The organism is Roseivivax sp. CAU 1761 (assembly GCF_054482755.1).
Genome location: NZ_JBTLRM010000017.1, coordinates 1 through 21,603 on the forward strand (window position 1 = coordinate 1; position 21,603 = coordinate 21,603).

At 71.3% G+C, this 21,603-nt stretch carries 21 protein-coding genes; 12 read left to right on the top strand and 9 right to left on the bottom strand.

Features of this window, described 5'->3' with window-relative positions; genetic code table 11:
* Positions 1-182 precede the first annotated feature (182 nt).
* The 6 genes from ACXYMW_RS11670 (at position 183) to idi (ending at position 5,416) form a co-directional block, all read left to right on the top strand.
* Positions 183-1,517, top strand: coding sequence for an MFS transporter (locus ACXYMW_RS11670; RefSeq protein ID WP_459035499.1), 1,335 nt, complete (start codon positions 183-185; stop codon positions 1,515-1,517).
* A gap of 83 nt (positions 1,518-1,600) precedes the next feature.
* On the top strand, positions 1,601-2,449 hold the full coding sequence (mepA, locus tag ACXYMW_RS11675) for a penicillin-insensitive murein endopeptidase (RefSeq protein ID WP_459035573.1): 849 nt from the start codon (positions 1,601-1,603) through the stop codon (positions 2,447-2,449).
* Positions 2,422-3,306 (top strand): esterase-like activity of phytase family protein, encoded by an 885-nt coding sequence (locus tag ACXYMW_RS11680; RefSeq protein ID WP_459035500.1) that lies wholly within the window; start codon positions 2,422-2,424, stop codon positions 3,304-3,306. Before mepA ends, ACXYMW_RS11680 begins: the two co-directional genes overlap by 28 nt.
* Positions 3,307-3,416: 110 nt before the next feature.
* A complete protein-coding gene (locus tag ACXYMW_RS11685; protein ID WP_459035501.1) occupies positions 3,417-4,046 on the top strand; it encodes a queuosine precursor transporter in 630 nt (209 codons plus the stop codon).
* Positions 4,047-4,389: 343 nt separating this feature from the next.
* Entirely contained in the window at positions 4,390-4,809 is a 420-nt protein-coding gene (gene arfB / locus ACXYMW_RS11690) for an alternative ribosome rescue aminoacyl-tRNA hydrolase ArfB (RefSeq protein WP_459035502.1), read from the top strand.
* A 64-nt stretch (positions 4,810-4,873) separates the two neighbouring features.
* Positions 4,874-5,416, top strand: coding sequence for an isopentenyl-diphosphate Delta-isomerase (gene idi / locus ACXYMW_RS11695; RefSeq protein ID WP_459035503.1), 543 nt, complete (start codon positions 4,874-4,876; stop codon positions 5,414-5,416).
* 3 nt (positions 5,417-5,419) lie between these two features.
* On the opposite strand, the gene ACXYMW_RS11700 is transcribed toward idi, so the two are convergent.
* Complete coding sequence (locus tag ACXYMW_RS11700; protein ID WP_459035504.1) at positions 5,420-6,658, bottom strand: MFS transporter; 1,239 nt, start codon at positions 6,656-6,658, stop codon at positions 5,420-5,422.
* 105 nt (positions 6,659-6,763) lie between these two features.
* Here ACXYMW_RS11700 and eutB point away from each other — a divergent pair, with 105 nt between their 5' ends.
* The 3 genes from eutB to ACXYMW_RS11715 are packed head-to-tail and all read left to right on the top strand — an operon-like array spanning position 6,764 to position 9,231.
* Positions 6,764-7,768: a hydroxyectoine utilization dehydratase EutB gene (gene eutB, locus ACXYMW_RS11705; RefSeq protein WP_459035505.1), complete on the top strand. Its 1,005-nt coding sequence runs from the start codon at positions 6,764-6,766 to the stop codon at positions 7,766-7,768.
* Positions 7,758-8,744 carry a cyclodeaminase gene (locus ACXYMW_RS11710; RefSeq protein WP_459035506.1) on the top strand — a complete coding sequence of 329 codons (987 nt, stop codon included), beginning with the start codon at positions 7,758-7,760 and terminating at the stop codon, positions 8,742-8,744. Before eutB ends, ACXYMW_RS11710 begins: the two co-directional genes overlap by 11 nt.
* Positions 8,745-8,751: 7 nt before the next feature.
* The gene (locus tag ACXYMW_RS11715) at positions 8,752-9,231 is read left to right on the top strand and encodes an Lrp/AsnC family transcriptional regulator (protein WP_459035574.1); all 480 of its coding nucleotides are present in this window, start codon (positions 8,752-8,754) and stop codon (positions 9,229-9,231) included.
* Positions 9,232-9,247: 16 nt separating this feature from the next.
* On the opposite strand, the gene ACXYMW_RS11720 is transcribed toward ACXYMW_RS11715, so the two are convergent.
* Positions 9,248-9,928, bottom strand: a complete 681-nt coding sequence (locus tag ACXYMW_RS11720; protein ID WP_459035507.1) for an endonuclease/exonuclease/phosphatase family protein — start codon at positions 9,926-9,928, stop codon at positions 9,248-9,250.
* Entirely contained in the window at positions 9,928-11,337 is a 1,410-nt protein-coding gene (cls, locus tag ACXYMW_RS11725) for a cardiolipin synthase (RefSeq protein ID WP_459035508.1), read from the bottom strand. The genes ACXYMW_RS11720 and cls overlap by 1 nt, the downstream gene beginning before the upstream one ends.
* 132 nt (positions 11,338-11,469) lie before the next feature.
* On the opposite strand from cls, the gene ACXYMW_RS11730 reads away from it, so the two are divergent.
* Positions 11,470-12,432 carry a magnesium transporter CorA family protein gene (locus ACXYMW_RS11730; RefSeq protein ID WP_459035509.1) on the top strand — a complete coding sequence of 321 codons (963 nt, stop codon included), beginning with the start codon at positions 11,470-11,472 and terminating at the stop codon, positions 12,430-12,432.
* Positions 12,433-12,456: 24 nt separating this feature from the next.
* On the opposite strand, the gene ACXYMW_RS11735 is transcribed toward ACXYMW_RS11730, so the two are convergent.
* Together ACXYMW_RS11735 and ACXYMW_RS11740 are read right to left on the bottom strand one after the other, a co-directional pair.
* Complete coding sequence (locus tag ACXYMW_RS11735; protein ID WP_459035510.1) at positions 12,457-13,311, bottom strand: universal stress protein; 855 nt, start codon at positions 13,309-13,311, stop codon at positions 12,457-12,459.
* 13 nt (positions 13,312-13,324) lie between these two features.
* Positions 13,325-14,809 carry a SulP family inorganic anion transporter gene (locus ACXYMW_RS11740; protein ID WP_459035511.1) on the bottom strand — a complete coding sequence of 495 codons (1,485 nt, stop codon included), beginning with the start codon at positions 14,807-14,809 and terminating at the stop codon, positions 13,325-13,327.
* A gap of 237 nt (positions 14,810-15,046) precedes the next feature.
* On the opposite strand from ACXYMW_RS11740, the gene ACXYMW_RS11745 reads away from it, so the two are divergent.
* Positions 15,047-15,634 (top strand): TetR family transcriptional regulator, encoded by a 588-nt coding sequence (locus tag ACXYMW_RS11745; protein ID WP_459035512.1) that lies wholly within the window; start codon positions 15,047-15,049, stop codon positions 15,632-15,634.
* A gap of 19 nt (positions 15,635-15,653) precedes the next feature.
* Here ACXYMW_RS11745 and ACXYMW_RS11750 read toward each other — a convergent pair whose 3' ends face one another.
* The 3 genes from ACXYMW_RS11750 to ACXYMW_RS11760 all read right to left on the bottom strand — a co-directional run bounded on the left by ACXYMW_RS11750 (position 15,654) and on the right by ACXYMW_RS11760 (position 19,498).
* Complete coding sequence (locus tag ACXYMW_RS11750; RefSeq protein WP_459035513.1) at positions 15,654-17,330, bottom strand: BCCT family transporter; 1,677 nt, start codon at positions 17,328-17,330, stop codon at positions 15,654-15,656.
* A 253-nt stretch (positions 17,331-17,583) separates the two neighbouring features.
* Positions 17,584-17,871: an HU family DNA-binding protein gene (locus ACXYMW_RS11755; protein ID WP_459035514.1), complete on the bottom strand. Its 288-nt coding sequence runs from the start codon at positions 17,869-17,871 to the stop codon at positions 17,584-17,586.
* Positions 17,872-18,010: 139 nt separating this feature from the next.
* The gene (locus ACXYMW_RS11760) at positions 18,011-19,498 is read right to left on the bottom strand and encodes an AMP nucleosidase (protein WP_459035515.1); all 1,488 of its coding nucleotides are present in this window, start codon (positions 19,496-19,498) and stop codon (positions 18,011-18,013) included.
* A 104-nt stretch (positions 19,499-19,602) separates the two neighbouring features.
* On the opposite strand from ACXYMW_RS11760, the gene ACXYMW_RS11765 reads away from it, so the two are divergent.
* Positions 19,603-20,589: a DNA topoisomerase IB gene (locus tag ACXYMW_RS11765; protein WP_459035516.1), complete on the top strand. Its 987-nt coding sequence runs from the start codon at positions 19,603-19,605 to the stop codon at positions 20,587-20,589.
* A gap of 141 nt (positions 20,590-20,730) precedes the next feature.
* On the opposite strand, the gene ACXYMW_RS11770 is transcribed toward ACXYMW_RS11765, so the two are convergent.
* Positions 20,731-21,600 carry a branched-chain amino acid aminotransferase gene (locus tag ACXYMW_RS11770; RefSeq protein ID WP_459035517.1) on the bottom strand — a complete coding sequence of 290 codons (870 nt, stop codon included), beginning with the start codon at positions 21,598-21,600 and terminating at the stop codon, positions 20,731-20,733.
* Between the last annotated feature and the right edge of the window lie 3 nt (positions 21,601-21,603).

A 21,603-nucleotide genomic window follows, 5' to 3' on the forward strand; every position in this document is an offset into this window, starting at 1 on the left:
CCGGGCACGGCCCCGCGGCGCACACCGCCGCGCCCGAGCGGCGCCCGGCGGGCCGACCGCGCCGCCGCCCCGGCGCCGCGGCCCCGGACCCGGGACCTTGTGATGGCTTGCAGCCGCCGCAGCGCCCGGCTCTTATCGCCCGCGGCAGGCATGGGGCAGCACGGGGCAGGCGCGGGGACGGCATGGCGGTGACATTGCGGAAACGGATCTGGGGCTGGTTCTTCTTCGACTGGGCCAGCCAGCCCTACAACACCCTGCTCGTCACCTTCATCTTCGCCCCCTACGTCAAGGAGCTGATCGGCGACGGCGCCGCGGCGCAGACCGCCTGGGCCACCGGCATCGCGCTGTCCGGCCTGGCCATCGCGCTCCTCGCCCCGGTGCTGGGCGCGCTCGCCGATACCGGCGGCAACCGGCTGCGCTGGATCTGGCTGTTCTCGGCCTGCTACGTAACCGGCGCCGGCATGCTCTGGACGGCGGCGCCGGGCGATTTCGTGCTCTGGCAGGTGCTGGGCTTCTTCGCGCTCGGCCTGATCGGCATGGAATTCGCCACCATCTTCACCAACGCCATGCTGCCCGATCTCGGCCCGCGCGAGGAGATCGGCCGGATCTCCGGCGACGGCTGGGCCTTCGGCTATGTCGGCGGGCTGATCGCGCTGGTGCTGATGCTGGTCTTCCTGGCCGAAAGCGGCGCCACCGGGCGCACCGTGGCGGGGCTCGCCCCGGCCTTCGGGCTCGACCCCGAGACCCGCGAGGGCACCCGCGCCGTCGGGCCGCTCACCGCGATCTGGTACGCCGTCTTCATGCTGCCCTTCTTCCTCTGGGTGCGCGACCCGCGCGCCCATCCGGCGCCGCCGGGCGCCGTGCGCCGCGCCCTCGGCGATCTCGGCCGCACCCTGCGCGGCCTGCCCCGCCACCCCTCGCTGGCCGCCTACCTGGCCTCCTCGATGTTCTACCGCGACGCGCTGAACGGCATGTACGCCTTCGGCGGCATCTACGCCGCCGGCGTGCTCGACTGGTCGGTGACCGATACCGGCATCTTCGGCATCCTGGCGATCGTGGCCGGCGCGCTCTTCGCCTGGCTCGGCGGCAAGGCCGACCGCGCCTTCGGGCCGAAGCCGGTGATCGCCGCCGCGATCGCGGCGCTGACCCTGACCGCGCTGGTCACCGTCACGGTGAGCCGCGACACGCTGCTCGGCCTGCCGCTGGCGCCGGGCTCCCCGGCGCCCGACATCGCCTTCTACCTGATCGGCGCGGTGATCGGCGCCGCCGGCGGCGCGCTGCAATCGGCGTCGCGCACGATGATGGTGCGGCAGGCCGACCCGGCGCGGATGACCGAGGCCTTCGGCCTCTACGCGCTGGCCGGCAAGGCGACGTCGTTCCTGGCCCCGGCGCTGATCGCCTGGGCGACCTGGGCCAGCGGGTCGCAGCAATTGGGCGTGGCGCCGCTCATCGCCCTTTTCGGGATCGGCCTGGCTCTGCTAGTCTGGGTCAAACCCGACGGAGATCGAGCAGCATGATCCGACCCTTCCTGGGCGCCGCGCTGGCGCTGACCCTCGCCGCCTGCGGGGGCGACAGCCCCTCGCGCAATCTCGAAGGCGCGATGAGCGCGCCGCGGGCCGCCGCCGCCCCGGTCTCGGCGGTGATCTCCTCGAGATCCGCCAAGCAGCTCTTCGGCGCCGCCGGCAGCGCCTCGGTGCAGCGCCCGGAGCCCTTCGGCTCCTACGCCAAGGGCTGCGCCGCCGGCAACGTGCAGCTCCCCGAGACCGGGCCGACCTGGCAGGCGATGCGGCTCAGCCGCAACCGCAACTGGGGCCAGCCCACCACCATCGACTACCTCGAATCGCTGTCGCGCAAGGCGGCGCAGCTGCCGGGCTGGTCGGGGCTCTATATCGGCGACATCAGCCAGCCCCGGGGCGGGCCGATGCTGTCGGGCCACAGCAGCCACCAGATCGGCCTCGACGCCGATATCTGGCTGCTGCCGCCGACCCGGCTCAACCTGTCGCGGGCCGAACGTGAAAGCATCTCCTCGATCTCGCTGCGCCGCCAGGGCGGCGCCTTCGTCAACGAGCACTGGACCCCGGCCCATCACGCCCTCCTGAAGGAGGCCGCCAGCGATCCCCGGGTGGCGCGCATCTTCCTGTTCCCCGGCGCCAAGGTGCGGATGTGCCAGGACGAGACCGGCGACCGGTCCTGGCTGCGCAAGATTCGTCCCTGGTGGGGCCATCACTACCATTTCCACGTCCGGCTGACCTGCCCGCCGGGCGCCACCTACTGCATCAATCAGGGTCCGCCGCCGCCGGGCGACGGCTGCGCCGACGCCCAGGCCTGGGTGAACAACATCCTCAACCCGCCGCCGCCCGACCCGGACGCGCCGACGCCCGAGCCGAAGCGCGACCTGACCCTGGCCGATCTGCCTGCGCAATGCTCCGGCGTCTTGGCCGCGCGCTGAGCGCGGGCGCCGCGGCAGCGCTGGTGCTCATCGCACCGGCCTGCATGCCGGCGCCGACCCCCGATGCCGACCGCCATGTCTGGCGCGGCGGCGGCGCGGCCTTCGGCGGCTTCTCCGGGCTCGAGGTCGATGCCGACGGCGCGGGCTTCGTGGCGATCGGCGATCGCGGGCTGGTGGTCGAGGGCCGCTTCCGCCGCGCCCAGGGCCGCATCGCCGGGGTCGAGGTCGCCGCGACCGCGGGCATGCGGCGCGCCGACGGCGCCGCCCTCCCCGAGCCGCTGCGCGACGCCGAGGGGCTGGCCCGCAGCGCCAGCGGCCGGCGCTTCGTGTCCCTCGAGGGCCGCCAGCGGGTGGCCGAGCTAATGCCGGGCGGGCGCCTGCGCGACCTGCCGCGTGCCGAGGCCTTCCGCAGGCTCAGCCCCAATGGCGGGCTGGAGGCGCTGGCCGTCGACGACCGCGGGCGCCTCTACGTGGTGCCGGAGCGCCGCGTCACCCCGGCCGGCATCCCGGTCTGGCGCTATGACGGCCGCGCCTGGTCGCAGGCCGCCGACCTGCCCGCGCGCGACGGCTTCCACCCGGTCGGCGCCGATTTCGGCCCCGACGGCCGCTTCTACCTGCTCGAGCGGTCGTTCAACGGCATCGGCTTCCGCAGCCGGGTCCGCAGTTTCGCGTTCGGCCCCGACGGCGCCGCGGCGGAGCGCACGGTCTTCGCCAGCGCCACCGGCGCCTACGACAATCTCGAAGGGCTCGCGGTCTGGCGCGACCGGGCGGGGCGCATCGTGCTGACGATGCTCTCGGACGACAATTTCATGTTCTTCCAGCGCACCGAATTCGTTGAGTTCCGCCTCAACGGCTGACGCCCCGGCGGAATACCGAATCGTTGCGCGCCGGGCGGCTGCCGGCTATGCGCGGCGATGTCCCGCGGCCGGGACCAAGTCCCCGCAACCTTGGCAAAACGGGAGCAGCCATGTCGCGCGCGAATCTTCCGGGCATCCTCGCCATGGCGGCGGTCGTCGTCGCCTCCAACATCCTGGTGCAGTTCCTGTTCGGCCAGTGGCTGACCTGGGGCGCCTTCACCTACCCGGTGGCGTTCCTCGTCACCGACCTGATGAACCGCCTCTACGGGCCCGCCGCGGCCCGCAAGGTGGTGGTGGCCGGGTTCATGGTGGGCGTGGTCTGCTCCTTCATCGGCACCCAGATCGACGGCGAGTTCGGCCCGCTGGTGACGCTCCGGGTGGCGATCGGCTCCGGCGTGGCCTTCCTCACGGCGCAGCTCCTCGACGTCGCGGTCTTCGACCGGCTGCGCGCCGGGCGCTGGTGGCGGGCGCCGCTGGCCTCCACGCTGATCGGCGCCACGGTCGACACCGCGCTGTTCTTCAGCATCGCCTTTTCCGCCCAGCTCGCGGTTCTCGACCCCTTCGACGACGTCGCCTGGGCCAACGAGGCGCTGCCGCTGCTCGGCGCCGGCCCGGTGGTGCCGCTCTGGGTGTCGCTGGCGGTTGCCGATTGGGGCGTGAAGCTGGCCCTGGCGCTGCTCGCCCTGGTGCCCTTCCGGATGATTGTATCCTGGGCACAATCCCGGGCTTCCGCCGCGTAACCCTCAGAATTATTTTGACGGTAAGAAATTCCGTGCCACCATCCTCCTTACGGTTTCAGCAGCAGAAAGGAGGTGATCCAGTGTCGAGAGAAACATTGGAGAGAGGTGTCGGAACAGTGCGGAGGATCGCCGCCTAGGGCAGTCCCTGGGATGGACGATGGTCCACATTGGCGCGTGCCTAACCGGCCCCGCCTCCTAGTTCTCGAAGGGTCGTCCACGCTCCGGGCGACCCTTTTTGCATGCAGCGGCTGCGGCCCCGCGCTACACCCCCGGCAACCCGCCACCGGGCCGGACGCCGCTCCGGCCCCGCTCCGGCCCGAACCCGCCCGCAACGGAGGCAGACGTGCTCAGGATCAGCGACCGCATCGCGCTCGAGGATTGGGAGATCACCGAGCAGTTCATGCGCGCCTCGGGGCCGGGCGGCCAGAACGTCAACAAGGTCTCGAGCGCGGTCGAGCTGCGCTTCGAGGCCGAGCGCTCGCCGAACCTGCCGGGCCCGGTCAAGGCGCGGCTGAAGCGGCTGGCCGGGCGGCGCTGGACCAAGGAGGGCGCGCTGGTCCTGCAGGTCGACGAGACCCGCAGCCAGGCCCGCAACCGGGAGATCGCCCGCGACCGGCTGGCCGAGCTGGTGGCGCGCGCGCTGGAAAAGCCCAAGCGGCGCATCCCCACCCGCCCGACGCTGGGCTCCAAGAAGCGCCGGCTGAAGGAAAAGAAGGTGCGCGGCGAGGTCAAGGCGATGCGCGGCCGCGTCGACCCGGATTGACCTCGCCGCCGGTGCCCGGCAGAAAGCCCCCTTCCCGCCCGCAGACAGCCTTGAAGGACCCGCCGTGAGCGACGCCCCCGAGATCGAGATCCCCGCCTGGATCGACGGCCGCCTGCAGCCGGTCGAGAAGCTCGCCGTGCATCGCCGCGGCCTGCGCCACAAGGCGGTGTCGGTCTTCGTGCTGAAGGGCGACCTCGTGCTGCTGCAGCGCCGCGCGCTCGGCAAGTATCACACGCCGGGGCTCTGGGCGAATGCCTGCTGCACCCATCCGCACTGGAACGAGCCGCCCGAGGCGTGCGCCCGGCGCCGGCTGGCCGAGGAACTCGGCGTGGCCGGCCTGTCGCTGACCCCGCGCGACCGGGTGGAATACCGCGCCGAGGTCGGCGATGGCCTGGTCGAGCACGAGGTGGTCGATCTCTTCACCGCCGAGGCGGACGCCGATCTGGCGCTGTCGCCGGACCCCGCCGAGGTGATGGAGACGGCCTGGATGCCGCTGGCCGAACTGCGCCGCGACGCGGCGGCGCGGCCCGGGCGCTACACGCCGTGGCTGCGGATCTACCTCGCCGAGCACGCCGCGCGGATCTTCCCCGCCGCGCTCCTCGACTAGGGCTCAGGCGGCGGCGGGCAGCGCGCCGCGCCGGCGCAGGATCAAGAGCGCCACGAGGCCGATGTTCAGCGCGTTCCACAGGATGCCGTTCCAGAAGGCCGGGGCGTAGCTGCCGGTCAGGTCGTAGATCGCCCCCGACATCCAGCCGCCCAGCGCCATGCCGAGGATGGTCATCATCATCACGAAGCCGACCCGCGCCCCGGCCTCGCGCGCGGGCAGGTATTCCCGCACGATGACCGCGTAGGCCGGCACGATGCCGCCCTGCGCCAGGCCGAAGACCAGGCTCACCACGTAGAGCGAGGTCAGCCCGTCCGCCGGCAGGTAGAGCGCCAGCGCCAGCATCTGCAGGACCGAGCCCAGAAGCAGCGTCGCCACCCCGCCGATGCGGTCCGCCAGCACCCCGGAGACCAGCCGCGAGACGACCCCGCCCAGCAGCATCACCGACAGCATCTCGGCGCCCGCCGCGGGCCCGTAGCCCAGATCGACGCAGAGCGCCACGATATGGACCTGCGGCATCGACATGGCGACGCAGCAGCCGATGCCCGCAAGGCCCAGGAGCCATTGCAGCTGGCGCGGCGTGAAGCCGCTGCCGGCGGCGCGGGCGCTGGCCCGGGTCTCGGCCCGGGCGGCGGCCTCTGCGGGCAGCCGGCGGCGCAGGAGCAGCGCCAGGGCCGGCAGCGACAGGAGCGTGATCAGCGCCATGGCGGTGTAGCTCCAGCGCCAGCCCGCGCCGTCGGCGAGCGCCGCCAGCGCCACCGGCCAGACCGCGCCGGAAAGGTAATTGCCCGAGGCGGCGATCCCCACGGCGAGCCCGCGGCGGCGCAGGAACCATTGCGACACGTCGGCGATCAGCGGCCCGAAACAGACCGCGGTGCCGAAGCCCACCGCCGCCTGGGCGAGGCTCAGGAGCAGGAGCGACGGGCTCAAGGCCGCGGCCCAGTAGCCCGCCGCCAGGACCAGCGCCGCGCCGACCAGCGAGGCGGTGATGCCGAAGCGGTCGACCCAGCGGCCAATCATCAGGTTGCCGGCGGCAAAGCCCAGCATGGTGGTGGTGAAGGGCAGCGAGGCCGCGCCGCGCTCGGCGCCGAAGCCGGCCGCGACCTCGGGCATGACCGCGATGTAGGACCACATCCCGGCATTGCCCATCACCGCCACCGCCACGGTGATGGCCAGCCGGGTCCAGGCATAGGCGCCGTCGAAGAGCAGGCGCGGATCGTCGAGAGGGGCGGCGGAGGCGGTCATGGCGGCGACGCTACGCCGCTGCCCGGCCGGCGGGAAGCCCCGCGATCCGGCCGCGGCGGCAAGGACGGGTTTTCATCGCCGCCGCCCCGCCCCATAGTCCGCCGCATGACCGTGACGCTCGCCGACATTTTCGCCGCCCGGGCCGCGATCCGCGGGCGCGCCGATGCCACGCCGATGGTGCCGTCGCCGGATCTGGAGCGGCGCCACGGCCACCCTGTCTGGCTGAAGCTCGAGATCGCCCAGCCGATCGGCGCCTTCAAGCTGCGCGGCGCGCTCAACGCGGTGGCCGCCCTGCCCGGCGACGCGGCCGGCGTGACCTGCTGCTCGACCGGCAACCATGGCCGCGCGGTGGCCTGGGCGGCGCGCGAGAAGGGCCTCCGCGCGGTGATCTGCATGTCCGAACTGGTGCCGCGCGCCAAGGTCGCGGGCATCCGCGCGCTCGGCGCCGAGGCGCGCATCATCGGCCGCTCGCAGGATGCCGCGCAGGTCGAGGCGACGCGGCTCGCCGCCGAGGAGGGCCTGGCCGACATCCCGCCCTTCGACGATGCACGTGTGATCGCCGGCCAGGGCACGATCGGGCTCGAGATGCTGGAGGCCCGGCCCGAGATCGGCACGCTGCTGGTGCCGCTCTCGGGCGGCGGGCTGGCCGCCGGGGTGGCCCTGGCGGCCAAGGCGATCAAGCCCGGCATCCGCGTCATCGGCATCTCGATGGACCGCGGCGCGGCGATGGCCGAGAGCCTGAAGGCCGGCCGCCCGGTGGCGGTCGAGGAGGTGGCGAGCCTCGCCGACAGTCTCGGCGGCGGCATCGGCGCCGAGAACCGCCTGACCTTCGCCATGTGCCGCGACCTGCTCGACGCGGTGGTGACGGTGACCGAGGCCGAGATCTACCGCGCCCTGCAGCGGCTCTATTTCGAGGAGCGGCTGATCGCCGAGGGCGCCTGCGTGGTCGGTCTTGCGGCGCTCGAGGCCGGCAAGGTCGCGCTCGACGGGCCGGCGGCGACGATCCTCACCGGCCGCAACCTCGACATGGACCTGTTCACCCGCATCGTCACCGGGCAGGACGTGACGCTTGGCGATGTGACCGTTCCGGGGAGCCCCTATGCCGCATGACATCCGCATCCTGACCGAATCCGAGCTGCGCGCCGCGCTCGACCTCGATCTGGCGCTGGTCGACGTGATCGAGCGCGCCTTCGCCGCGCTCGACGCGGGCGGCGTGGTGATGCCGCCGGTCCTGTCCATGGCGCTCGAGGCGGCGCATGGCGAGGTCGACGTGAAGACCGCCTACATCCCCGGCTTCGACGGCTTCGCCATCAAGGTCTCGCCCGGCTTCTTCGACAATCCGAAGCTCGGCCTGCCCTCGCTGAACGGGCTGATGATCCTGTTCTCGGCCAAAACCGGGCTGGTCGAGGCGGTGTTTCTCGACAACGGCTATCTCACCGACCTGCGCACCGCCGCCGCCGGCGCCGTGGCGGCGCGGCACCTGGCGCCGGACCGGGTCGAGTGCGCGGGGGTCATGGGGACCGGCGTGCAGGCGCGGCTGCAGCTCCGCGCGGCGCATCTCGTCCGGCCCTTCGCCCGGGCGCTGGTCTGGGGCCGCGACGCGGACCGCGCCGCCGCCTGCGCCGCCGATCTGGAACGCGACCTCGGCGTGCCGGTCAGCGCCTGCGCCGACCCCGCGCGACTGGTGGCGGAGAGCCAGCTCGTGGTGACCACGACGCCCGCGCGGGAGCCGATCCTGCGCGCCGAGTGGCTGCATCCCGGGCTCCACATCACCGCCATGGGCTCCGACCAGGAGGGCAAGGGCGAGCTCGACCCCGCCTGCCTGACCGCCGCCGACCTCTACGTCGCCGACCGCGTCAGCCAGACCGAACGCCTGGGCGAGCTGCGCGCCGCCCGCGCCGCCGGGCTCTGGCAGGGCGGCGTTCCGGCCGAGCTCGGTGCCGTGGTGGCCGGGGCGCATCCCGGCCGGCCCTCCGAGGACGCGGTGACCATCGCCGATCTCACCGGCACCGGCGCGCAGGACACCGCCATCGCCAGCCACGTCGCCACCCTGCCGGGGCTCGGCGGCACGGTGATCCGGGCCTGACGCGATGCTGAGGCTCGACGCCCGCGACCTTGCCATCCTCAAGGTGCTGACCCGGCAGGGCCGCATCACCAAGGCCGAGCTTGCCGCGCAGGTCGGGCTGTCGGCGACCCCGGCCTGGGAGCGGCTGAGAAAGCTCGAGACCGCCGGCATCATCGAGGGCTATGGCGCGCGGATCGGGCTGAAGGCGCTGGGACCGCATGTCACGGTCTTCGTGGCGGTGGAGCTCGACCGCCACAAGGTCGGCGATTTCCAGGTCTTCGAACGCGCCGTGCAGGGCTATGACGAGATCACCTGGGTCTGGGCGCTCGGCGGCGGTTTCGACTATTTGCTGCAGGTCGTGACCCGCGACATCGACAGCTACCAGCGCCTGATCGACGCGCTGCTGGAGGCGCGGATCGGCCTGGCGCGCTATTACACCTACATCGTCACCAAGCGCGTCAAGGCAGCCGACGGCCCGCCGCTCGACCTGCTTCTGGGCCCCGGCTGACCCGCCGCGCGCCGGGTCAGCGCAGCAATTCCGCCAGCGCCCAGACCGGCAGGTGGTCCGAGGCGCGCCGCGTGGTGGCGGTCTGCACCACCCCGGTGGCGCGCAGCCGCACCGCCCGGCCATGCGCGAAGCGGTCGAGGCAGGCCACCGGGCGGGCGGCGTGGAAGCTGTCGCCGGGGGCCACCACGGTCAGCCCGTCCTGCCACGGCGCGAAGCCCCCCATGGCCGACCATTCGTTGAAGTCGCCGGCGATCACCACGCGTTCGGGCCCGGCCTCGAGATGGCGCAGGATGGCCTGCATCTGGCGCAGCCGCCAGCGCCGCAGGAGACCCAGATGGGTGCCCACCACGGTCAGCCGCCCGACGGTGACCGACACCGCGCCGCGCGGCTCGAGCCCCGGCAGTTCCAGCCGCCGCGGCATGCGCATCTCCAGCCCCTCGCGCACCAGGATGGCGTTTCCGTGCCAGCCGAGGCTGACATCGTTGTCCGCCAGGTCGCAGATCCGGTAATCGGTCATCTGCTCGATCAGGAAGCGCGGCAGCGCGGTCGGCCGTTCGCCGAGCCGGCGGTCGGCCTCCTGCAGCACCACCACGTCGGCGCCGATCTCGTTCAGGACGTGCAGGATGCGGTCGGGGCGGCGGCGGTAATCGAGCCCCACCGCCTTGCGGATGTTGTAGGAGGCGATCTTCAGCTTCATCACAGCACCGGCGACAGCAGCCGCGCCAGCGGCGCCCCGATGCGCACCGCCAGCTTCTGCTCGGACAGGCGCTTCTCGAGCCGCTCCGCCCGCGCGAAATCGGCCTCGAGCATGCGCTCCACCTCGGCCGCGAAGCCGTGATCGGCCAGCACCGCCATCAGCTCGAAGTTCAGCCGGAACGAGCGGTTGTCGAGATTGGCCGAGCCGACCGCGGCGAGATCGTCGTCGATCAGCGCGACCTTCTGATGCATGAAGCCTTCCTTGTAGCGGTGGATTTCCACCCCGGCGGCGCGCAGCAGGTCGAAATAGGAGAAGGCGGCCAGCCAGGGCAGCCAGTGATCGGCCATGTCGGGCACCAGGATGCGCACGTCGCAGCCCCGCAGCTTGGCCGCGATCAGCGCCGAGATGGTATCGATGTCGGGCACGAAATAGGGCGAGGCGATCCAGACCCGCGACCGGGCCATGGAGATCGCCGAGAAATAGAACAGCGCCCCGGTATCCAGCCGGTCGCCGGGGCCGGTGGGCACGATCAGCCCGGTCATGCCGGCGGATTCGATGCCGGTCTTCCAGACCATGCTGTCGCCCAGCTCCTCGCCGGTGGCCCAGTGCCAGTCCTCGACGAAGCCGAGCTGCAGCTGCGCCACCATCGGGCCGCGCACCTCGAGATGGGTGTCGCGCCACGGCCCGAAGGTCGGGCTCTCGCCCATATAGGCGCGGGTCACGTTGAGCCCGCCGAGAAAGCCGACCTCGCCATCGACCACCACCGACTTGCGGTGGTTGCGGAAGTTCAGCTGGAGCCGCGAGGTCGGGCCGCGGGAATCGCGCGGGTCGAGCACCGTCACCCCGGCCTCGGACAGCCGTTCGGTGTAGCGCCGCGACAGCCCGTAGCTGCCGACCCCGTCATAGAGCATCAGCACCCGCACGCCGCGCCCGGCCGCCGCCACCAGCCGGGCCGCCAGGGCCTCGCCCATGCGGTCCTCCTCGATGGTGTAGAACTGCACCAGCAAATAGGATTGCGCCCGGTCCATGGCGGCGAAGATGGCCGCGAAGGTGGCCTCCCCGTCGATCAGCAGCCGGGCATCGTTGCCGCCCACCGCGGGCAGGCGCACCAGCGTCTCGAAGGGGCGCAGCCGGTCGCGGCCGGCGGGCTCGGGCGGATGCACGCGGGCCAGCTGGGTCAGCCGCGTCACCATCTCGCGCGAGCGGCGCCGCGCCTCGGTATAGGGCCGCAGCTTGTGGTGGCCGAAGACCAGATAGGCCGGCACGCCGAACCACGGCGCCACGATCAGGAAGATCACCCACCCCACCGCGCCCTGCGGGGTGCGGGCCGAGGCGACCGCGCGCACCGCGCAATAGGCCGCCGCGATCAGCAGCGCGGCACCAAGCAGCAGGGACCAGGTGATGTTCATGCAAGGCCTCGTTCCGGGGGCGTTTCTGCCTATCTAGCGGTCCGCCTGCGGGCGACAAAGCCCGCAGGACACTTGCCGGCACGCCGTTCCTGCGGCACCCCGTTCGGCAACACCTGTGCGAGGGGAGGCGCGATGATCCGCATCTATCAAGGCCGCGACGGCACCTGCCGCATCCGCGACGGCGAGGCGGCGCTGGCCCATCTCGCCGACGCCGCCTGGATCGACCTCGCCGATCCCGACGCGGGCGAGATCCGCGCCATCGAATCGGCGCTCGAGGTGACGATCCCGACGCGCGACCAGATGGCCGAGATCGAGATTTCGAGCCGCCTCTACCACAGCGGCTCGGCCGCGGTGATGACGCTGCCGCTGCTCGTCCACAGCACCGACGACTACCCCGATTCGACCGACCTGACCTTCGTTCTGAGCGACCGCCACCTGGTGACGCTGCGCTATGCCGAACCGGCCTCGCTGACCGCCTTCGCGGCCACCGCGGCGCGCACCCCGGCGGTCTGCGAGAGCCCTCCCGACGCCCTGGCCGGCCTGCTCGACGCGGTGGTCGACCGGCTGGCCGACGTGATGGAGGCGCTGGGCCGCGAGCTCGACCTGGTCGGCCGCGAGGTCACCACCCGCGATGTCGGCAGCAGCGATCTCAGGCGCCGCATGCAGCAGCTCAGCCGCACCGCCGAGATCGCCTCGAAGACGCGCGAGAGCCTGGTGGCGCTGGGCCGGCTCGCGGCCTTCGCGCAGGGCCTCGCGGCGCTGCAGGCGGCGCCCCGCGCCGGCGAGGCGCTGACCATGGTGGCGCGCGACGTGGAGATGCTGCTCGAGCACGAGACCGCGCTCTCGGCCAAGGTGACCTTCCTGCTCGACGCGCTGCTGGGGCTCATCACCATCGAGCAGAACGACATCATCAAGACCTTCTCGGTGGTCGCGGTGATGTTCCTTCCGCCGACCCTGATCGCCAGCATCTACGGCATGAACTTCGAGCACATGCCCGAGCTCGACTGGCGCATCGCCTACCCGCTGGTGCTCGGCGCCATGGTGGGCTCGATGATCGCGCCCTACCTGTTCTTCAAGCGCAAGGGCTGGATCTGAGGCCCGCCCGCGCCGGGCGCGGGATCAGCGGATGGCGACGATCGGAACCTTGCAGCTGCGCATCATGTCGAGCGTGGTCGAGCCCACGAAGAGCGCGCGGATCCGGCTGTGCCCCGAGGCCCCCATCACCACGAGGTCGAAGCCGTCGCTCTCGACCAGCGCGCCCAGCGCTTCCTCGGGCTGGCCCGGGATCACCCGGGCGCCCGCCTCGTGGCCGGCGGCGCGCAGCATGGCGCGGGCATCCTCGTGCCATTTGGCCACCCGGTCGCTGTCCTGGCCCACGGTGACGAGGCACAATTCCAGCCCGGCATAGAGCGGCGAGCGCGCGACGTGATCGACGGCGCGCAGGCTGGAGGGGCTGCCGTCGAAGGCGATCAGCGCGCGCCGCACCGGGCGGAAGGCGCGCGAGGCCACCACCAGCGGCTTGCGCGTGCTGCGCATCACCCGGTCGAGGTTGGAGCCCAGATGTCCCTTGGCGAAGTCGGCGCCCTCGCCGCGCTTGCCGATCAGGAACATCTCGGCGCCGGCCTCCTTCTCGGCCACCGCCTCGATCAGGTCGCCGTGGCGCAGATGCGTGCGGGCCTCCGCCACGCCGGCCGCGTCCAGCACGGCGCGGGCATCGTCGAGAATGGCGCGGCCGCGATGCACCACCAGCCGGGAGCGCTGCTCGTCGAGCTCGGACAGCTCCGCCAGCAGCGCGGAGCGCGCGCCGAGCGCGATCGAGCCCGAGAGATCCTCGGCCCGCGCGGTCTCGCGCCGCCCCAGCACGTGCATCAGCTCGACCCCGAGCCCGGTGCGTCCGGCGATCCAGGCGGCGTGGTCGCAGACGCTTTTCGAATAGGCCGAGCCGTCCACCAGCGCGATCAGGGTTCCGGTCATCTGCTCATCTCCCTCAATGCGCCATCAGCTTGTCCATCGCACCCGGCTTGTCGTGTTCGCCCAGCCGGTCGACGATGGTGGCGGAGGCCTCGTTCATGCCGCGAAGCTCCACCTCGGCGCCTTCCCGGCGGAACTTGAGCACGGCCATGTCGAGCGCCGCAACCGAGGAGATGTCCCAGATATGCGCGCGGCTGACATCGATCACCACGCGCTCGGCCGCCTCGCGGAAGTCGAAGGCGCGCATGAACTGTTCGGCCGAGGCGAAGAACAGCTGCCCCTCGACATGGTAGCTGCGGGTGCGGCCGTCCTGCGACAGCTCGGAGCGGACGCGGAACAGCTGCGCGATCTTGGCGGCGAAGAAGATGCCCGAGAGCAGCACGCCGACCAGCACGCCGATGGCGAGGTTGTGGGTGAAGACCACGGTGGCCACCGTCGCCACCATCACCACCGAGGACGAGGCCGGGTGGGTCTTGAGCGTCTTGATCGAGGACCACGAGAAGGTGCCGATCGAGACCATGATCATGATCGCCACCAGCGCCGCCATCGGGATGCGCGCCACCAGGTCGCCCAGCACCACCACGAGGAACAGCAGGAAGACCCCGGCGGCGAAGCAGGAGAGCCGGCCGCGGCCGCCGGATTTCACGTTGATGATCGACTGGCCGATCATCGCGCAGCCGGCCATGCCGCCGATGAAACCGGTGGCGAAATTGGCGCAGCCCTGGCCGATGCATTCCTGGTTGCGGTCGGAGCTGGTGTCGGTGAGCTCGTCGACGATGTTGGCGGTCATCAGGCTTTCCAGAAGCCCCACCACGGCCACCGCGGCGGCATAGGGGAAGATGATCGTCAGGGTCTCGAAGGTCAGCGGGATGTCGGGGATCAGGAACATCGGCAGCGTGTCGGGCAGCTCGCCCATGTCGCCCACGGTGCGCACGTCCCAGCCCATGGTCAGCACCAGCGCGGTCAGCACGATGATGGTCACCAGCGGCGAGGGCACGGCGCGGGTCAGGTAGGGGAACAGGTAGATGATGGCGAGCCCGGCGGCGACCAGCGGGTAGGTCAGCCACGGCACGCCCACCAGTTCGGGGATCTGCGCCATGAAGATCAGGATCGCCAGCGCGTTGACGAAGCCGGTCATCACCGAGCGCGAGACGAAGCGCATCAGGTGGCCGAGCCGCGCCAGACCGCAGAGCACCTGCAGGATGCCGGCCAGCACCGTGGTGGCCAGCAGGTATTCCAGCCCGTGATCGCGCACCAGCGTGACCATCAGCACCGCGGTGGCGGCGGTGGCGGCCGAGATCATGCCGGGGCGGCCGCCGGCGATGGCGGTGACCACGGCGATCGAGAACGAGGCGTAGAGCCCGATCTTGGGATCGACCCCGGCGATGATCGAGAAGGCGATGGCCTCGGGGATCAGCGCCAGCGCCACGACCAGACCCGACAGGAGGTCGCCGCGGATATTGCCGAACCATTGCTCGCGATAGGCATGAAGTGAAAGCATGTGCGTCCCGTCCCGGCCGGCCCGGGCCGGCGTCGATTTATGTCGCGTGTTCCGGTGATCGGCGGCCCGGCAACCCGGACGGGGTCGCTCCGGCGGGCCGGTCTCGCGCCGGCGCTTAGCAATCCGGGCCGCAAAAGACAACCGCGCCGCCCCTGGGCGCGCGGGCACGGCCGCCGTGGCCTTTTCGCGCCGGGCGCCGTAAGGTGGATGAACGAACGCCCGTTAGCACGAGATCCGATGCCCCAGCGCCCTGCCCGCCCGGACACCAAGGCCGCGATCCGCGACGCCGCGCGGCGCCTGTTCACCCGGTTCGGCTATGCCGGCGTGTCGGTCCGCGACATCGCCGCCGAGGTCGGCATCCGGCCCTCGGCGATCTACAACCACTTCGCCTCCAAGCACGAGATCCTCGTCGACCTGATGGAGGGCCACATGGAGCGCATCCTGCGCGACGCGGCCGCCGCGCTCGACGGCATCGCCGATCCCGCGGCGCGGCTCGAGGCCTTCGCGCGGTTCCACGTGCTGCGCCACATGGAGGCGCCCGAGGACGTGTTCCTGGCCTACATGGAGTTGCGCAGCCTCGACGCTGAGGCGCGCGCCCGGATCGTCGCCGAGCGCGACCGCTACGAGGCGCTGCTGCACGACATCCTGCATGCCGGCGCCGCGTCGGGGCTTTTCCGCATCGGCGACGCGGCGGTGCTGGCGCGGGCGCTGCTGGCGATGCTGACCGGGGTCACGACCTGGTACCGCGACGGCGGCCGGCTCGACCGCGACGCCGTCGCCGGGACCTACGTCGCCGCGGTGCGCGGCGCCGTGGGCCTCGGCTGAGCGGCGGCGCGGCCCCCGGTCAGACCCGCGAGGCGCGGGCCGGGTCGAGCCCCGTATGCGCCGCGCCGGCCGGCTCGGCATCGCTGTGCAGCTCCGAGCGGTCGGGCCGCGGGCCCACCGTGACGTAATCGATATCCTCGGCCAAGAGCCCCTTGATGATCGCCGGGATCATCATGAAGACCAGGCAGAATATCGGCAGGCCGATCACCGTGATGACCTGCTGCAGCGCGGTCAGACCGGCCTGCCCGGCCAGCATGATCAGCAGGATCGCGATCGTGCCCTCGGCGATGCCCCAGAACAGGCGCTGCTGCACCGGGCCGGCCTGCGCCTCGCCGGTGCAGAGCATGTCGACCACCAGCGAGGCCGAGTCCGACGAGGTGGCGAAGAAGATCGCAACGATCAGCACCCCGAAACCCTGGATCAGCGTGGTGAAGGGAAAGGCCTCGAAGAAGGCGAACATCGCCAGCGGGATCGATTCCGAGACCGCCGCGCTCAGCTGTCCCGCGGTCTCGCCCATGGCGTCGCGCGCCGCGGCGCCGATGCCGTCGATCTCCATCGCCTGCCAGCCGAAGACCGCGAACCAGACCAGGGTGAAGAGCGACGGCGCGAGCAGCACGCCCATGACGAATTCGCGGATCGTCCGGCCCTTGGAGATGCGCGCCACGAAGAGCCCCATGAAGGGCGACCAGGTCACCGTCCAGGCCCAGTAGAACACCGTCCAGTCGCCCTGCCAGCCCCAATCCGTGCCGTCCGGCGAGATGTTCTCGAGCATGTCGTTCCAGAAGGCCAGCCGCGGCAGGTTGTGCAGGTAGAGACCCGCCGTCTCGACGATGCCGCGGAGCAGGAACAGGGTCGAGCCGGTCACCACCACGAAGAGCATCAGCAGCACGGCCATACCGATATTGATGTTCGACAGCAGCTTCACCCCGCTGTCGAGGCCGGCGACGATCGAGGTCACCGCCACCCCGGTGAGCACCGCAATGATCAGGATCTGCACCGTCGGCCCGTCGCCGGTGCCGAACAGTTCGTTGAGCCCGGCCGCGACCTGGCTCGAGCCGAGGCCCAGCGACACCGCCACGCCGAACAGGGTGCCGAGGATGGCGACCACGTCGATGGTCTTTCCGACCGGGCCGTAGATGCCGTCGCCGAGCAGCGGGAAGAACACCGAGGAGACCCGCACCGGCAGCCGGTAGCGGTAGATGAAATAGGCGAAGGCCAGCCCCGGCAGGGTGAAGATCGTCCAGGTGTGCAGGCCGAGATGGTAGAGCGCGATGGAGATCGCGTCCTGCGCCGCCTCGCGCGAATGCGCCTCGACCCCCGGCATCGGCGGGTTGGCGAAATGGCTCATCGGCTCGGCCACGCCCCAGAACATCAGCACCGTGCCGATGCCGCCGGCGAACAGCATGGTGAACCAGGACAGGTTGGAATATTCCGGGCGCGCGTTGCGGCCGCCCAGCCGGACATGGCCGTAGCGGCTGGTCGAGACCCAGATCAGGAAGCCCAGCCAGACATTGACGCCCAGGATGAAGAACCAGCCGAGATTGGTGACGATCCAGGCCCGCGCCGCGGCGAAGGCGTCGCCGATCGGGCCGGGAAACAGGATCAGGGCCAGTGCGAAGACCACCATGAAGGCCGCCGCGGAAAAGAAGATGACGGGATCGGTCTGAAGGCCGAGACGGCGGGCGAGACGGTCCAAGGCGCTCTCCCTCATTCTGAGCGTGGCAGGAAACGGGCTGACTGGCACAGGCACGAACAATGCGAAAACAAGGGCCGGTATCCTCCAGCCTTGCGGACACAACCGGTGGCCTGGGCGCTGGTTCCCCCGAAATGGGCAGGAAGCCGCCGAGCCCCGCCCCGCAGGGCCGCCGGCGGGAACCCGCACGCCCAAAAAACAAAGGCCGCCCGGATGGGGCGGCCTTGCAATCGCGATGCCCCGCGGGGCGGCGCCGTCACTCGTTGACGCTGTCCTTCAGGGCCTTCGCCACGGTCACCTTGACCTGCTTGTCGGCTTCCTTCTTGAACTGCTCGCCGGTGGCGGGGTTGCGCACCATGCGCTCCGGGCGCTCGCGGCAATAGATCTTGCCGATGCCCGGCAGGGTGACCGCGCCGCCCTCGGACACCTCTTTGGTGATGATGCCGGTCAGCGCATCGAGAGCGGCCCCGGCCGTCTTCTTGTCGCTGCCCATCTCCTCGGCCAGTGCAGCGACGAGCTGCGTCTTGGTCATCGGCTTCGCCATGAACTGTCTCCTTTGCAGCCCTCTCTGGGGCCAGATTGCCGCGAGTAAACCTCATATAGAGTTACAACACAAGAAACTGTGGGGTTGCACCCCGGGAAAACCACACAAAATGCGCGCCTGTCGCAGCGTCAGCCGGCCGTCACAGGAAGGCCGTCTCCTCGAAACTGCGCAGCTTCCGGCTGTGGATACGTTCCAGAGGCATCTCGCGCAACTGTTCCATGGCCCGGATGCCGATCATCAGGTGCCGCGCCACCTGGGTCTTGTAGAAGTCCGAGGCCATGCCGGGCAGCTTCAGCTCGCCATGCAGCGGCTTGTCGGAAACGCAGAGCAGCGTGCCGTAGGGCACCCGGAAGCGGAAGCCGTTGGCGGCGATGGTGGCGCTCTCCATGTCGAGCGCCACGGCGCGCGACTGGCTCAGCCGCTGCACCGGACCCGACGTGTCGCGGAGCTCCCAGTTGCGGTTGTCGACCGAGGCCACGGTGCCGGTGCGCATGATCCGCTTCAGGTCGTAACCGTCGAGCTGGGTGACCTCCTCGACGGCGCGCTCCAGCGCGATCTGGATCTCGGCCAGCGCCGGGATCGGCACCCAGACCGGCAGGTCGTCGTCGAGCACGCGGTCCTCGCGCAGATAGGCGTGGGCCAGCACGAAATCGCCCAGGCTCTGGCTGTTCCTGAGCCCGGCGCAATGCCCGACCATCATCCAGGCATGCGGGCGCAGCACCGCGATGTGGTCGGTGGCGGTCTTGGCGTTCGAGGGCCCGACGCCGATATTGACCAGCGTGATCCCCGCCCCGCCCTTGCGCTTGAGGTGGTAGGTCGGCATCTGCGGCGTCTTCAGGGTCGGCGGGATGGTGCCGTCCGGCCCGGTGATCTCCACGTTGTCGGTGGACACGAAGCTGGTGTAGCCGCTGTCGGGATCGGCCAGCATGGCGCGCGCGAAGGCCTCGAACTCGGTGACGTAGAACTGGTAGTTGGTGAACAGGACGTGGTTCTGGAAGTGCTCCGGATCGGTCGCCGTGTAATGCGCCAGGCGGGCAAGCGAATAATCGACGCGCTGCGCGGTGAACGGCGCCAGGGGCCGCGCGCCGTCGGGATCGGGCAGCGCGATGCCGTTGACGATGTCGTCGTTCGTGGAGGTCAGGTCGGGCACGTCGAAGAGGTCGCGCAGCACGAACTCCGCCGCCCCCTCCTGCGGCACCGCCCGGCCCGACCGCGCCGCCACCGCGAAATGGATCGGGATTGGCGTCGTCGACAGGCCGACCCGCACCGCCACGCCGTGGTTCTCGATCAGCAGCCGGATCTGCTGGCGCAGGTAATAGCCGAAGAGGTCGGGGCGGGTGATCGTCGCCGCATAGAGCCCGGGCGCCGGCAGGTGGCCGAAGCTGAGCCGGCTGTCGACCTTGGCGAAGGTCGCGGTGGCGACGCGGATCTCGGGGTAGAAGGCGCGGAAGCGTCCCGCCGGCCGGGCGTCGCCCGCCATCAGCTCCTCGAAGCCGCGGCACAGGAAATCGACCCCGCCGTCATAAAGCTCGCAGAGCCGCTCGACCGCCGCCCCGGCATCCTCGAACATCTCCGCCGCGGGCAGATCGGGGCTGCGCACCTCGGCGCCGATGGTCTGATCCTGCATGCCTCTCCTGCTCCCGCCCGCCGTATCGCGGCAGGGTGACAGCGAAGCCGGGCAGGATCAAGCGGCGGCGGGGAACCGCCACCGGGCGCCGGCGTTGCCCGGCAATGAGCCTCGCCGCAGACCTGATCTACTACCCCGACGACCGCCCCGGCATACGGCGCCGGCGGCGCGGCCGCGGCTGGAGCTACACCGCCCCCGACGGCACGTCGATCGACGACCGGCGCGAACGCCGGCGGCTCGACGCGCTGGCGGTGCCGCCGGCCTATCGCGACGTCTGGATGTGCCCCGAGCCGCAGGGCCACCTGCAGGCCACCGGGCGCGACGCCCGGGCGCGCAAGCAGTATCGCTACCATCCCGACTGGACCGAGTTCCGCGCCCGCGCCAAGTACGACCAGCTCGCCGCCTTCGGCGCGGCGCTGCCGGGCCTGCGCCGCCGCATCAGCCGCGACCTGCGCGAGGGCGAGGTCGGCGACCATGACTTCGCGCTCGCCGCGGTGTTGGCGCTGATCGACCGCGCCGGCCTGCGCGTCGGCAATTCCGACTATGCGCGCGAGAACCGCACCTACGGCGCCACCACCCTGCGGCGCCAGCATCTCGACCTGCGCGAGGACCGGCTGCGGCTCGCCTATCGCGGCAAGGGCGGCATTCGGGTGCGCAAGGCCCTGCGCGACCGCACGCTGCTGCGCATCCTGTCGCAGCTCGACGACCTGGCCGGGCCGACGCTGGTCTCGTGGTGCGATGCCGACGGCACCAAGCGCTGCGTCACCTCCGGCGAGGTCAACCGGCGGCTGGCCGAGATCACCGGCGGGGCGGCCTTCACCGCCAAGACCTTCCGCACCTGGACCGGCAGCGTGGCGGCGCTGGAATGCGCGCTGGCCGAGGAGAGCCCGACGGTGAAGGCGCTGTCCGAGGCGGCGGCGGAGCGGCTCTGCAACACCCCGGCGATCGCCCGCAAGAGCTACATCCACCCCGAGGTGATCGCTTTGACCGAGACCGCAGCCGAGGAGCGCGCGGCGCTGGCCCGGGCGGCGCCGGACTGGCGCGGCCTGCGGCGGGCGGAGGCCGCGCTGCTGCACCTGCTGGGCGGCTGAGACGGGAGCGGCGCCGGCGGTCGTCGCGCGGCGCCTTACGTCACGCCCGCTGACCGGCGCCCGCCCGCGCGGCGGATGGGCGGGGGCGGACGGACCGCCCGGCCCACCCGCGCCCGGACCGGGGTCGGGGCGCGGCCGGGATCAGGCCCGGACCTTCTTCTCGTAGGCTTCGGCGATCTCGCGGGCCAGCGCGCCGACCTCGAAATTGTAATCGCCGATCTGCCCCACCGGGGTGACCTCGGCGGCGGTGCCGGTCAGCCAGCACTGTTCGAACCCCTCCAGCTCCTCGGGCATGATGTGGCGCTCGTGCACCCTGATCTGGCGCTCCTCGAGCATGCCGACCACGGTCTGGCGGGTCAGGCCGTTGAGGAAGCAATCCGGCTTCGGCGTGTGCACCTCGCCGTCCTTGACGAAGAAGATGTTGGCGCCGGTCGCCTCGGCGACGTAGCCGCGATAGTCGAACATCATCGCGTCCGAGCAGCCCTTGGCCTCGGCCTGGTGCTTGGCCATGGTGCAGATCATGTAGAGCCCGGCGGCCTTGGCGTGGCTCGGCGCGGTCTCGGGCGAGGGCCGCTTCCACTTGGCGATGTCGAGCTTGGCGCCCTTCATCTTGGCGTCGCCGTAATAGCTGCCCCATTCCCAGGCCGCGATGGCCAGCCGCACCGGGTTGCGCTTGGAGGCGACGCCCATGTCTTCGCCGGCGCCGCGCCAGGCCAGGGCCCGGACATAGGCGTCGGTGAAGCCGTTGACGCGCAGCACCTCCTCCTTGGCGGCCTCGATCTCGTCGACCGAGAACGGGATCTCGAAGTCGAGGCAATTGGCCGAGTAATGCAGCCGTTCGGAATGCTGGCGGGACAGGAAGATCTTGCCGTTGTAGGCCCGCTCGCCCTCGAAGACCGAGCTGGCGTAGTGCATGGCGTGGGTCAGCACATGCACGTTGGCCGAGCGCCAGTCGAGGAGCTTTCCGTCCATCCAGATCTTGCCGTCGCGATCATCATATGCCCCGGCCATGCC

Excerpts from the sequence above, each read along its gene's own strand:
- ACXYMW_RS11730 (WP_459035509.1), top strand. The coding sequence starts at position 11,470 with ATGATCCGCATCTATCAAGGCCGCGACGGCACCTGCCGCATCCGCGAC.
- ACXYMW_RS11700 (WP_459035504.1), bottom strand. The coding sequence starts at position 6,658 with ATGACCGCCTCCGCCGCCCCTCTCGACGATCCGCGCCTGCTCTTCGAC.
- ACXYMW_RS11680 (WP_459035500.1), top strand. The coding sequence starts at position 2,422 with ATGCTCCGGCGTCTTGGCCGCGCGCTGAGCGCGGGCGCCGCGGCAGCG.
- ACXYMW_RS11740 (WP_459035511.1), bottom strand. The coding sequence starts at position 14,809 with ATGCTTTCACTTCATGCCTATCGCGAGCAATGGTTCGGCAATATCCGC.
- ACXYMW_RS11770 (WP_459035517.1), bottom strand. The coding sequence starts at position 21,600 with ATGGCCGGGGCATATGATGATCGCGACGGCAAGATCTGGATGGACGGA.
- cls (WP_459035508.1), bottom strand. The coding sequence starts at position 11,337 with ATGAACATCACCTGGTCCCTGCTGCTTGGTGCCGCGCTGCTGATCGCG.
- ACXYMW_RS11755 (WP_459035514.1), bottom strand. The coding sequence starts at position 17,871 with ATGGCGAAGCCGATGACCAAGACGCAGCTCGTCGCTGCACTGGCCGAG.
- ACXYMW_RS11670 (WP_459035499.1), top strand. The coding sequence starts at position 183 with ATGGCGGTGACATTGCGGAAACGGATCTGGGGCTGGTTCTTCTTCGAC.
- ACXYMW_RS11710 (WP_459035506.1), top strand. The coding sequence starts at position 7,758 with ATGCCGCATGACATCCGCATCCTGACCGAATCCGAGCTGCGCGCCGCG.
- ACXYMW_RS11760 (WP_459035515.1), bottom strand. The coding sequence starts at position 19,498 with ATGCAGGATCAGACCATCGGCGCCGAGGTGCGCAGCCCCGATCTGCCC.
- ACXYMW_RS11735 (WP_459035510.1), bottom strand. The coding sequence starts at position 13,311 with ATGACCGGAACCCTGATCGCGCTGGTGGACGGCTCGGCCTATTCGAAA.
- ACXYMW_RS11765 (WP_459035516.1), top strand. The coding sequence starts at position 19,603 with ATGAGCCTCGCCGCAGACCTGATCTACTACCCCGACGACCGCCCCGGC.
- eutB (WP_459035505.1), top strand. The coding sequence starts at position 6,764 with ATGACCGTGACGCTCGCCGACATTTTCGCCGCCCGGGCCGCGATCCGC.
- ACXYMW_RS11685 (WP_459035501.1), top strand. The coding sequence starts at position 3,417 with ATGTCGCGCGCGAATCTTCCGGGCATCCTCGCCATGGCGGCGGTCGTC.
- ACXYMW_RS11745 (WP_459035512.1), top strand. The coding sequence starts at position 15,047 with ATGCCCCAGCGCCCTGCCCGCCCGGACACCAAGGCCGCGATCCGCGAC.
- mepA (WP_459035573.1), top strand. The coding sequence starts at position 1,601 with ATGAGCGCGCCGCGGGCCGCCGCCGCCCCGGTCTCGGCGGTGATCTCC.
- ACXYMW_RS11720 (WP_459035507.1), bottom strand. The coding sequence starts at position 9,928 with ATGAAGCTGAAGATCGCCTCCTACAACATCCGCAAGGCGGTGGGGCTC.